At 47.9% G+C, this 12,083-nt stretch carries 10 protein-coding genes; 5 read left to right on the forward strand and 5 right to left on the reverse strand.

Going from position 1 to position 12,083, the window contains the following annotated elements:
• The first annotated feature begins 4 nt into the window (after positions 1 to 4).
• Complete coding sequence (locus ACODJP_RS10815; RefSeq protein WP_422481375.1) at positions 5 to 1,453, forward strand: nicotinate phosphoribosyltransferase; 1,449 nt, start codon at positions 5 to 7, stop codon at positions 1,451 to 1,453.
• Here the strand turns inward: ACODJP_RS10815 and ACODJP_RS10820 are convergent.
• Genes ACODJP_RS10820 through ACODJP_RS10835 form a run of 4 tightly spaced genes read right to left on the reverse strand, consistent with a single transcriptional unit; the run spans position 1,440 to position 5,548 of the window.
• Positions 1,440 to 2,222 carry an N-acetylmuramoyl-L-alanine amidase family protein gene (locus ACODJP_RS10820; RefSeq protein ID WP_422481377.1) on the reverse strand — a complete coding sequence of 261 codons (783 nt, stop codon included), beginning with the start codon at positions 2,220 to 2,222 and terminating at the stop codon, positions 1,440 to 1,442. The genes ACODJP_RS10815 and ACODJP_RS10820 overlap by 14 nt on opposite strands.
• Positions 2,219 to 3,130 (reverse strand): glycosyltransferase family 2 protein, encoded by a 912-nt coding sequence (locus tag ACODJP_RS10825; protein WP_422481379.1) that lies wholly within the window; start codon positions 3,128 to 3,130, stop codon positions 2,219 to 2,221. Before ACODJP_RS10825 ends, ACODJP_RS10820 begins: the two co-directional genes overlap by 4 nt.
• Entirely contained in the window at positions 3,120 to 4,229 is a 1,110-nt protein-coding gene (gene proB, locus ACODJP_RS10830; protein ID WP_422481381.1) for a glutamate 5-kinase, read from the reverse strand. Before proB ends, ACODJP_RS10825 begins: the two co-directional genes overlap by 11 nt.
• Entirely contained in the window at positions 4,226 to 5,548 is a 1,323-nt protein-coding gene (locus ACODJP_RS10835) for a glutamate-5-semialdehyde dehydrogenase (RefSeq protein WP_422481383.1), read from the reverse strand. The genes proB and ACODJP_RS10835 overlap by 4 nt, the downstream gene beginning before the upstream one ends.
• Positions 5,549 to 5,742: 194 nt before the next feature.
• Between ACODJP_RS10835 and ACODJP_RS10840 the strand changes: the two genes are divergently transcribed.
• The 4 genes from ACODJP_RS10840 (at position 5,743) to ACODJP_RS10855 (ending at position 10,169) form a co-directional block, all read left to right on the forward strand.
• Positions 5,743 to 6,858, forward strand: a complete 1,116-nt coding sequence (locus ACODJP_RS10840) for an ABC transporter substrate-binding protein (RefSeq protein ID WP_422481385.1) — start codon at positions 5,743 to 5,745, stop codon at positions 6,856 to 6,858.
• Positions 6,858 to 7,895 carry a FecCD family ABC transporter permease gene (locus ACODJP_RS10845; RefSeq protein ID WP_422481387.1) on the forward strand — a complete coding sequence of 346 codons (1,038 nt, stop codon included), beginning with the start codon at positions 6,858 to 6,860 and terminating at the stop codon, positions 7,893 to 7,895. The genes ACODJP_RS10840 and ACODJP_RS10845 overlap by 1 nt, the downstream gene beginning before the upstream one ends.
• A complete protein-coding gene (locus tag ACODJP_RS10850) occupies positions 7,892 to 8,668 on the forward strand; it encodes an ABC transporter ATP-binding protein (protein ID WP_422481389.1) in 777 nt (258 codons plus the stop codon). The genes ACODJP_RS10845 and ACODJP_RS10850 overlap by 4 nt, the downstream gene beginning before the upstream one ends.
• 217 nt (positions 8,669 to 8,885) lie before the next feature.
• Entirely contained in the window at positions 8,886 to 10,169 is a 1,284-nt protein-coding gene (locus ACODJP_RS10855) for an NCS2 family permease (RefSeq protein WP_422481391.1), read from the forward strand.
• 68 nt (positions 10,170 to 10,237) lie between these two features.
• On the opposite strand, the gene ade is transcribed toward ACODJP_RS10855, so the two are convergent.
• The gene (ade, locus tag ACODJP_RS10860; RefSeq protein WP_422481393.1) at positions 10,238 to 11,962 is read right to left on the reverse strand and encodes an adenine deaminase; all 1,725 of its coding nucleotides are present in this window, start codon (positions 11,960 to 11,962) and stop codon (positions 10,238 to 10,240) included.
• Positions 11,963 to 12,083: the final 121 nt, after the last annotated feature.

Raw genomic sequence — 12,083 nt, forward strand, 5'->3', positions numbered from 1 at the left:
TGCCATGACACTATCGGCACTATCAACAGATTTTTACGAACTTACCATGATGCAGGGATACTTTAAGACAAAGAATAATCCTCAGGTAGTGTTCGATATGTTCTACCGGAGCAACCCTTTCAATGGAGGGTATGTAGTTTTTGCCGGTCTCAACGATCTTCTCAAGAGAGTAGAGACCTTTACCTTCAGCAAGGGTGATATGGACTATTTGGCATCCTTGGGCAGATTCGATCAGGATTTCCTCGATTATTTGGCCACCTTCAAATTCTCTGGAACAATACACGCCATGGATGAAGGCACCGTTGTTTTTCCCGGCGAACCTTTGATCCGTGTCGAAACATCCATGATGGAGGCGCAGCTCATAGAAGGCATGCTCCTCAATACCATCAATTTCCAATCTCTTATTGCAACAAAGGCCTCACGGGTTCTTCAGGCATCCGGCGGTGGGCAAATCATGGAATTTGGTCTTAGACGGGCTCAGGGGCCTGATGGTGCGATCTCGGCTTCAAGAGCAGCTTTCATAGGAGGGTGTAGTGCCACAAGCAATACGCTCGCTGGTAAAGTATTCGGTATTCCCGTGGCGGGTACCATGGCACATTCGTGGGTAATGTCCTTTGAATCCGAACTCGACTCATTCCGTGCCTTCGCAGAGATCTATCCAGATAATTGTATTCTACTGATCGATACCTACGATACATTAGGCTCCGGAATAGAGAATGCCATCATAGTAGGCAAAGAGTTGAAAACGAGTGGTCATACCATGGGAGTGAGGATCGATAGTGGTGATCTGAGCTACCTATCCCGGATTATCCGTAAGAAGCTGGACAAGGCTGGACTGGAAGACTCCAGAATCTATGTATCCAATGACCTTACCGAGGAGATCATAGAAAATATGGTCCATGATGCAGTTCCGATCGATTCTTGGGGAATCGGTACCCATTTAGTTACGGGAGGTACCCAAAGCTCGCTCAACGGAGTCTATAAATTGGCTGCCCGTCAATTGCCCGATGGCTCCTGGTTGCCCACCATGAAGATAAGCAACTCCTTCGAAAAGGCGACAAATCCAGGCAGGAAACAGGTCTGGCGTTTCACCGATGAGGAGGGCTCTGCATTAGGCGATCTCATAACATTGGAAGATGAGAAGCTAGAGATCGGACGTGACTTCATATTCCATCACCCGTTCAATCAGGCCGACTATTTTACGATGAAACATGGCAGATTCGCTAAGATCACTCCCCTGCTGAAACCACAATTGGTACAAGGTAAACGGGTCGGGCAATCCATTCCGCTCAAAAAAATCCAGAAACGGGTCCACGATAACTTGGCCACATTCGACAAGACTTACCAGCGTATGATAAACCCGCATATATATAAAGTATCTCTCTCAAAGAAATTGAAGACACTAAAAACAGATCTGGTAATGGAGGGGAGAGTCAAACTCAATCGCGATTGATGTAATTGGCCAACCCGTGCGCGATAGCTTCTGCCATTTCAGCTTTCCAACCTTCATCCTGCATAAGGAGAGCCTCTTCTTGATTGCTGACAAACCCGATCTCAATCAATATCGAGGGGACTCTGCTCGCATTGAGCACCCATACATCCTGTTCTTTTATTCCCCTAAATCGCACAGAGGGGAATCGGGTTACAAGCGACTGACGAATATAGGATGCTAGTAACAAATTTTCCCGGTTCAAGAGTCTATTCAGATCACCACTCGTATGGTTCGCGAATCGAGAAATAGCCCAATCGGGAACTTGAGGATCAAGAAAGCGTACCTGTTTATCGGTTTGCTTGATCAACAACTCCATGCCACTTGCTCCATTTCCCACCGTTGAATTAGCATGGATGGAGACTAGTAGCGAAGATCGTCCTACTCCCGGGTTTGTTGCAGCAGCAATCGCTGCGCGATCTTCCAAGGAAATAAAACGGTCATCATCCCGGGTAGTTACCACTACAATATCGGGAAACCAAGCTGTAAGCAGATCTGTCACTCGGAGCATGACATCGAGTACGATATCCTTTTCTTGGATAACAAACTCTTCCCCTTCCCCATAATCCGACGTAGCGCCAGGATCATGTCCCCCATGACCTGCATCGAGGATCACACTTCCCACGGGAAGAGAAAAGGGAGAAATGGTGGGATCGAAACCATCAGATCCAAGGGTAGTAGTGACGACTATACAACAGAGGAGAGCGGCAAAAAACCGGTGCAACGGCCTCATAGCACATCTCCTGGAGCCTGCCACTGGTCTACCAACTGTTGGAAATCGGTCTTGTAGAGGGCAAGACGCTTCTTCACCTCGGCATGAACGTGTGGATCATGGTACTTCCCTGCCCTTTTTGGATAGTTCTTTCCATTCATTTGTCTCACAGCCAAGGCCTTCGTGTGTAATCGTTTGAGTCCTTCTCGAAGGGATCTGTCTTCAATGATGGATTGTTTGTGGTGGAATCGGCAGGATAACGAGGGAAGATTAAATATCGGATACCCATATAACCAGGAGCGAAGACCAAAATCAAGGATCTGCCAATAGTCGCCCTCGATCTGTTCATCGAACCCACGAAGCCGTTGAAAAAGTGCCCTTTCATAAATCCCTAGACCAAGATAGGGATAGAGCGTGGGACTAATCTCCTTTGTTGCAAAGAACGGAACAGGATCGATTAATCCATCTTTGAGCATGGGAGCCTGTATGACGGGAATCGGTTCATGGTTACGATTCTCCAGAAAAGGAGTCACTGCAGCAGGTTTATCGCTCCTATGGAGCAACTCAATAGCTTCAGTGGTATCAAATACATCGCAACGAAGGTCACTACGGATAAGGTAGAAAAATGTCGTATAACACTCATTCGCCATCGCATTGGCCATAGCGCCAAAAGTCGCAGGGAGAGAGAAAACAATAAAGGTCACGAAGGGGAATCGTAGACGTAATTCCGGAATACGTCCCTGTTCCTCGTACATCAATACATGCAATGGCCAATTGGCGTAAGTCGAGAGAGACTCAATGGCACTCGCCAAAGCCTCTCCACTCTCCTGAGCCAGTACACCGATCGAGAGGGTCTCCTCGCGGTGAAGGAGACTGATCCGCCGACCAATATCTTGTTTTCTATGGAATATCTGATACTTACTCTTCATAATCCAAAAATACTATATCCTCTGGCCGAAACAGGACATCGGCCTTCCCCTTTCCCAAAACTTTCGGCATATCCTTACTTTGGCAACCAGCCATACCAGAGATTTCGGTACTATTGTAATAGGGAACCGCTTTAGCGATCTTATTGACCATGACCACATCACCAGCTTGGAATACCCCTGTTACAGAAACCACTCCAGAGGGCAAGAGGCTCTTATGACCTCGAAGTGCCTTTTCGGCTCCCTCATCCACCCAAATAGTACCTTTTGGAGCACTGTTGATGATCCAACGGTTCCTCTGGCTCAAACGCTTGTCACCATGGATATAGGTTCCCAAATCTTGTCCGTCTACGATCCGTTGCAGCACATCAGTCCCATAACCGCTAGCGATCACCGTTTTGCATCCACCGGTTGCAGCAATCTTGGCGGCGAGCAATTTAGTCTTCATCCCTCCTGTTGAGAACACACTTCCAGCCGACCCGGCAAACGAGAATACCGTATCGTCCAATTTTGGGACATCGGAAATCAACTTCGCCTCAGGATCTTTCTTTGGATCAGTAGTAAACAGTCCTTCGATATCGGTTAGGATAATAAAAAGATCGGCATCGATTTTACTTGCGACAAAAGCCCCAAGTCTATCGTTGTCCCCTACTGCAGTGCCCACTTCGGCGGTACTTACGACATCGTTCTCATTGAATATCGGAACAACCCCCAATTCCAGGAGCGTTGAGACCGAATTCTTCAGATTCACGAATGTACGTCTCTCGTTCAATTCACTTCTTGTTATGAGTACCTGGGCACAGGTGAGTCCATGGGATTTGAAAGCTTCCCGATAGTGGCTCATCAGTATCGGTTGGCCGATAGAGGCACAAGCTTGACGCATAGTAGTCTGCTTTACTGCACTCTTCCTCCCCAGTTCCTTGGCTCCCAAACCAACAGCACCGGAGGAGACTAACAATACCTGGAAACCTCTCTCCTTCAATGCTGCGAGCTCTGAAACCACAGACTTGATCCTCTGCACATTGATCCCACTCGAATCGCTCAGGAGATTGCTACCGATCTTCACCACGAGGGTACGGACCATCGAAAAATCGCGACTCATGCATCATCCTCCTGGAAGAGGTTGGCGCCATCGACAGACAGTTCTTTAAAAGCAAAGGATTTTCCTTTGGCATAGGTATCGACTATATGGCCATTACCTTTGAGCAACCATTTTCCGATCACCAATCCATCCATACCAACTGGTCCTCTAGCATGTATCTTTTGGGTACTGATACCTACTTCGGCACCAAGTCCATAGCGGAATCCATCGGCAAAACGAGTACTGCAATTCCAGAATACATCGGCTGAATCGACTTTGCGAAGAAATATTCTTGCTGCATTTTCATCGGAAGTTACGATTCCATCCGTATGTGACGATCCATGCCTGGCGATATGCTCTATGGCTTCATCGAGTGAATCCACCACCTTTACTGCAACTTCATAATCGAGATACTCGGTATCCCAATCCCTACTCTGGGCGGGAATACAATCGATGATATCGCACACACGATCGTCCCCATGGATCACCACTGACCAAGGTCTCACAGCTTCAGCGAATCGGGGAATAAAAGCATCGGCAACGCTGGCATGCACTAGTATGGTCTCCACAGCATTACATACAGCCGGATACTGACATTTCGAATCCACAGCAATGGGAACCGCCATAGCGAGATCGGCAGAGGAATCGATATAGAGGGCGCAGATACCATCTGCATGACCGAGAACAGGGATCTTCGTATTTTCCATGATATACCGGACAAATTCGTTCGACCCACGGGGAATAAGCAAGTCGACCACGTCATCCATACCCAGCAGGAGATGGACATCCTCCCTGCTCTCCAGATGCACGATCCATCCGCTTTTCGCCGTATAGTCGGAGAGTGCTTCTCGGATAACCGATACCAGTTCACGATTGGTTTCCAAGGCCTCCCTTCCCCCTTTGAGCACGATAGCGTTCCCACTTTTCAGACATAGCGATAGAATCTGTACCAATGCATCGGGTCTGGACTCAAACACCATACCGATTACACCAATGGGGACATCGACACGTTCCAGAAGAAGACCTTCATCCAAGGTTCTCCGCTCACGGACCCTCCCTATGGGATCCGGCAATGCTGCGACCTGACGCAACCCTTCACAAACCTGCTTCAGTTTTACCTCATCGAAAACCAATCTTTTCCGGAGGGGTCCTGCCAGATGCTCCTCGTCAGCCTTCTCCAAGTCTCTTTCATTAGCTTGAAAAATCCTCTTCTTCTTTGCTTCGAGCGATAAAGCTATAGCTTCAAGCATAGCGTTTCTCTCATCGTGAGAGAGAGAGCCCAGAATCCGTTGGCTGGTAGTGATATGTGCCAGTTGTTCCATAATTCGACGATCTTCCATACATGCCTCACTCGTGTCTCGTTGGATATCAGATTACTCCGAATCGCCCACTGATGCAAGGTCGCATAGTCAGCATCCATCTTCCCCCTGGATACCGAAAACAAGGTTATCTATATCACTGATTTCCGTTGTATTTATATAAACATAATGGTACTATGGTCTCGTGAATAATACCATTGAGCAAAGGAAGAATCATGAAAACATCACGTAGAAGAATCACAATCATAGTTTTGGTATCGTTACTCTGTATCATACTGCCGGTTTCAGCTCAGGGAAGCAGGGCTCAAACTCCTATTCAGGACATATCCAAGACTGCGGTTGATGCTTTGGGAAGAGAGGTTACCGTATCGGGGCCAATCGAACGGATCCTTGTGGCAGGTCGGGCAGCAGTAATGCCAGCCGATGCACTCTTTCTTTTTCCATCAGTGGCGGAAATGGAGATTGTTCTAGCCAAGACTGACCAAGGTCTTGGAGATTTCTTCAATCTGATCAGGCCAGAGTTCAGTCAATCAAACCGTCTCGGTCAGCAGGTGGGAGCAGAGGAGATCTTAGCCTATGAGCCCGATTTGGTTCTGACGAAATCAAGTAATTACGACTCAATCGTAACGCTTTTGGAACCTTTTGGAATTCCCGTATTCGTCATGGATCTCGAGACTCCAACGGCTTGGAAATCTGAAATAGTCGAACTGGGCAAACTACTTGGCGATGAACAGACACCCCAACGGGTGATAGCCGGTTTCGAAAAGAGAGAGACCATGGTAGATTCCAAGATTTCTACACTGGAAGAATCGGACAAGCCTTCTGTTCTCATGATGCAAGTTGCCTCGAGTGATGGTGTTACCGCCTTCAGCGTATCACCAAAAGATTGGATACAGAGTACACTAACTAGTCGAGCGGGAGGAATCCCTGTGTGGACCAATGTCGAGCTTGCTGAAAATTCGTGGAGGAAGGTCTCATTCGAACAGATCGCATCTTGGGCACCACAGCAGATAATCCTTATCAGTTACAAAGCTCCAGCACAGCCTTTCATCCAGATGATCGAGGAAAGCGGACAGTGGCAACAGCTCCAGTCTGTAAAAGAAGACAACCTGATTGCGGCCCCCGCAGATGTCTTAAATTACTTCCAATCCGACAGTCGTTGGATACTCGCACTCCAATGGTTGTCGGCACAATTGCATCCTCAGCTCTTCCCCGCTTTTTCAATGGAAGACGAAATCCGATCTTTCTATACCGAATTTTACGGAATCGAATCGAAACAAGTCCTCGATACCTTGGTTGAAAAATACCGCCAATCAGTAGGTCTTGAATAATGGAGAGTCGTCCAGTTGTCGAAGCTAGCCCCCGATATGCTCTGGTAATTCGGACTTACAGGAGAAGGTTGGGATTATCGGTCATAATGTTGGTCCTTGTCACGATGATAGCTCTGTTAGCAGGTCGTTATCCTAAGGCGGGATTCTCCAACCCTTTCGCTTTATTAGATGACGCAGTCTTTGCTCAAGTGGTATACAATGTACGGTTACCCCGTATCCTATTAGCAATTACCGGTGGAGCTTCACTGGCTGCAGCTGGATTCGTATTCCAAATGCTTTTCGCCAACCCTCTAGTAGAACCGGGGTTTCTCGGGGTAAGCCAGGGCGCTGCTTTCGGTGCCGCACTTGCGATAGCTGGATTCGGTTTCTCTGCCCTCCTGGTACAGGTCAGCGCAACGATCTTTGGTCTGCTGGCTCTCGTAGCATCCTATTGGTTAGCAAAACAGTTTAGATTCGGAGGGTGGATACTCCGTCTGATCTTATCCGGTATTGCTATAGGTGCTGTATACTCTGCTGGTCTATCGATTATAAAATTGGTGGCTGATCCTACCACTAGCCTACAGGATATCACGTTCTGGATGATGGGTGGATTGTGGAACAGCACATGGAAAAGTGCTTGGAGTGTCATGCCGGTGATGTGGATAGCTCTTCTCATACTTGTAGCTCTACGCTGGAGGATCAACCTACTCTCATTGGATGAGAGGACTGCTCATACGATAGGAATAGCGGTTTCCAGAGAGAAATCGCTCATGCTATTCGTAGCAACCGTGGCTACTACCGCTATCATTTCGGTTGCTGGACTGGTCGGTTGGGTCGGTCTTATTGTTCCTCATATCGCCCGCCGTCTTCTAGGTAGCGATGCCCGCTTCGCACTGCCTGGATCGATGGTGATGGGAGCCCTTTTTCTCCTCTCATGCGATACGATAGGCAGGACTTTGCTTTCGAGCGAAATTCCCTTAGGAGTACTTACAAGTCTCATCGGTGCGATACTTTTCGTGGTGATCCTGTCCAGAAAGCAGACGGAGGTCCGACTATGAGTCATGCTTTTGTCCTCGATCATGTGACCTATACCTATCCAGGTCGGGATAAGCCAGCGGTACTCGACCTCTCTCTCGAGATACTAGAAGGGAAGACAACCGTTCTCCTCGGTCCCAACGGTGCAGGCAAGTCTACCCTGATGGACCTCTTGCTGAGATGGCGAAAACCGGAGACGGGAAGCATTACCCTTTTTGGCCAACAGCTCGAATCCTATACAAAGAGAAAACTGGGACAAACTGTCAGTCTCGTTCCGCAAGAGGAGGGGTCCCGATTCTCTTTCACCGTCTTGGAGTATGTACTGTTCGGCAGATCACCATACCTGCATGAATTAGCTTCCCCCACCAAGGGCGACATTAGGATTGCCTATGATTCGATCCGACAAGTGGGAATCGAATCTATCGCCCACCGTAGCATCACCACGCTCAGCGGAGGAGAGCATCAACTGTTGCTCTTGGCGAGAGCTCTTGCGCAACAACCAAAGGTCCTGCTGTTAGATGAGCCGACTAGTAGTCTGGATCCGGGAAATACAGCTAAAGTGGTGAAAATTCTCCGCCATCTCTCGCAGCAGGGCATTACCCTCTTTTTCACAACACACGATCCATCGGTAGCAGCTGAGTGCGCCCATCAGATAGCAATGATTGCTAAAAGTTCGCTCCTATTTAGCGGTCGGGTGGAGGACGGACTTTCCTCCTCCACACTCTCGAAATTGTATGGAACTCCCATGGAAACATTCCTTCACTCAGGTAATCTTGTGGTAACAAGGATCCACTAATTTACGATTTTGGAATGAATGGTATGCAAGCAAGCTTTCGTTTCCTGCACTCTCTCGGTAATGGACCAATAGTGATTGTTCCGCTACCCTCGTTTCGTTGGGAAATCAAGCAAAATTCTTGTGTGGAACCAAGCGAAAACGCATTTTTTTCTGTACAATTTACTCTTCTGGCTGTAGAATGGATACAATGAAGTATCCACTGTAAAGGAGTGATCAGATGGAAAAATTATTTAAGCTCTCAGCGCACAAGACGAACGTGCGCACCGAGGTGCTTGCAGGTGTAACCACGTTTCTCACGATGGCTTATATCCTAATCGTCAACCCATTAATGTTGGCGGATGCAGGCATGGATTTCGGCGCGGTATTTACCGCTACCGCACTATCGGCAGCTATAGCGACATTGGTTATGGCGTTCTTGGCGAACCTTCCCTTCGCTCTCGCACCGGGAATGGGTCTTAATGCGTTCTTCGCATACACGGTAGTACTTACCATGGGCTACTCCTGGCAGCAGGCTCTGACAGCTGTATTCATTGAAGGTATTATCTTCATCCTATTGACCGCTTTCAATATTCGCGAAGCTATCGTAAATAGTATTCCGGTCAATATGAAGAAAGCTATCAGTGTCGGTATCGGTCTATTCATAGCCTTCATCGGTTTGCAGAATGCCGGAATCATTGTCGATGGAGCAACCTTGGTAGAACTTGGTGATATCACCCATGGTGCAGCACTCGTAGCGATGATCGGTTTGGTAGTAACTAGCGTTCTTGTCGCTTTTAAAGTTCGTGGAGCCTTGTTGCTCGGTATCGTTGCCACAACGATCGTCGGTATTCCTTTCGGAGTTACCTCCTGGGCAGGTGGAAGCTTCCTTCCTCCTTCACTGGCACCAACATTCCTTGCATTCTCCTTTGCTGACATTTTCAGCATCGATATGATTGTTATCGTGTTCACATTCCTCTTTGTCGATATGTTCGACACAGTCGGAACACTCATCGGCTGTGCAACCAAGGCCGAAATCCTTGAGAAAGACGGAACCATTCCCAAGTGTAAGGAAGCTCTGTTTGCAGATGCTATCGGAACCACCGTCGGAGCAATGTTAGGTACATCTACTGTAACTACGTATGTTGAGAGTTCAGCAGGAGTTTCAGAGGGTGGAAAGACTGGACTTACCAGCCTTACCGTTGCAGTTCTTTTCCTTGTATCGCTCTTCCTCTCCCCATTGTTCATCTCTATTCCTGGCGCAGCGACTGCCCCGACATTGATTCTTGTCGGTCTGTTCATGATATCGCCGGTCAAGGATATCGATTTCGAGGAAGCTACCGAGGCTATCCCAGCATTCCTCACCATCCTCTTGATGGTCACATCGTACTCAATCGCCAATGGTATCATGTACGGTGCACTCAGCTGGATTCTTCTGAAGCTTTTCACCAAGAAGGCTAAGGAAATCAGTCCTACCATGGTGATTATCGCAGTTCTCCTCTTGCTCAAACTTCTGTTGGGCTAACGTTCTCTGTAACACAAAAAGCCGCTCCTGTTCGGAGCGGTCTTTTTTTTGGTCCAAGTGTTGTCCAATTATACTTCGATGTCCACGAAAGAGAATTTATCTACATCGAATAGTCCCATATCGGTAACTTTCAGGTGTGGTATCACGGGCAAAGCCATAAAACTCAGCGTCATGAAAGGGTCAATACCATCATGTATCTTTAGCCTCTCTTTTGCCAATGCATGCATCTTGTCGAATTTCGCATCGACAAACCGCCCACCCTTATTAGTCATCAGTCCAGCAATCGGCAAGGGTAAGGTATCGATTACTTCACCTTTTGATACCATAACGATTCCACCTCCGATTCCAGCCACCGTCTTCACAGCCAAAGCCATATCGGCATCGTTGTCGCCTGCCACTATGATGTTATGGGAATCATGGGCAATGGTAGTCGCGACCGCTCCATCGGTTATTCCGTAGCCTCTAATAAGTGCCAGACCAACGTTATGAGTACCCTTGTGACGTTCTACGACAGCAAGTTTGACAATATCCTGTCCGACTCTATTCCTATAATAGCCGTGTTCATCGATATCCACCACACCGGTAGCAGATTCGGTCACAACAGATCCTTCTAGAATTCCAATAAGGCGCACCTGCGGCGAAGAGAGCTTCATGGAAAGGGAAGATGCATTGAATGATCCAATGTCTACCCGACCTGCGACTAGAGGATCGATCTCCACCTCTGTCTCTACACTTTCGTCAAGTTTTAGAATCTGGCCATTGCAAAATACTTGCTGGACAGAAAAATCGGTAAGATTGTCCACCAATATCATATGGGCTATCTTGCCCGGAGCGATTGCGCCTCTGTCGTAGAGGCGAAAACACTGCGCTGCATTCAAAGTCGCCATTCTGATAGCGATAAAGGGATCAAGTCTCTCTTGTACGGCAATCCTGAGATGGTTATCTATATGACCCTCAGAAAGAATGCTCTTTGGTTGGCGATCGTCAGTACAAAATAGGCACATGTGCTCATTTTCACGAGTGACTCCTGGTAACAGGTTGCGCAGATCATGGCAAGCCGAGCCCTCTCTAAGCAAGACGTACATGCCACGCGAGATCCGATCCTGTAACTCCTGAACAGTGGCACACTCATGATCAGTATGGATATGTGCTGCTGCATAGGCATTCAAATCCATACCAAAGACATCGGGAGCATGACCATCGACCAGTTTTCCTGCCCTCTGAGCCACTGCCAACTTTTCAAGTACCCTCGACTCTCCCGCAACGGTTCCAACCATATCCATCATTTCGCCAAGTCCTAGTACTCTAGGGTGATCAATTCTTTTCGATAAAGCCCGTGCATCCAAGACTGCTCCAGCATGTTCAAAAGGGGTGGATGGAACACACGAAGGAATCATCATAAAAACATCCAACGGGACATCTTCGGAGGCTTGAAGCATGTAATCCAAGCCATCTAAGCCACATACATTGCAAATTTCGTGTGGATCGGCGATCACTGTGGTAGTGCCATGGGGGAGTACCAGTCGGGAAAACGATACGGGATCGACCATGGAGGATTCGATATGTACATGACCATCGATCAAACCAGGTAAGAGATAGGAGCCCTTGGCATCATAACGCTCTTTTCCTTTGTATGAACCGATCCCAGCTATGCGACCAGCTACAACGGCGACATCCCCTTCTATGATTTTCGCATTATAGACATCGACGATCTTTGCACCGGTAATGACCAGATCGGCCAATTCTCTTCCAGCAGAAACATCAATCAACTTCTTGCTCTCACCAATATCCATAGAAAAATCCCCCTTCTACCAAGATACCATGCACCTAACGGGTGGACAAGCCAATTGCAACAAAAGGCAACAGTCAACACTTGCCCAGATAGTATGAAGCCCGGCATGTTGTTGCCGGGCT

This window comes from Pleomorphochaeta sp. DL1XJH-081, from assembly GCF_049310885.1.
GTDB lineage: Bacteria > Spirochaetota > Spirochaetia > Sphaerochaetales > Sphaerochaetaceae > CAYZJV01.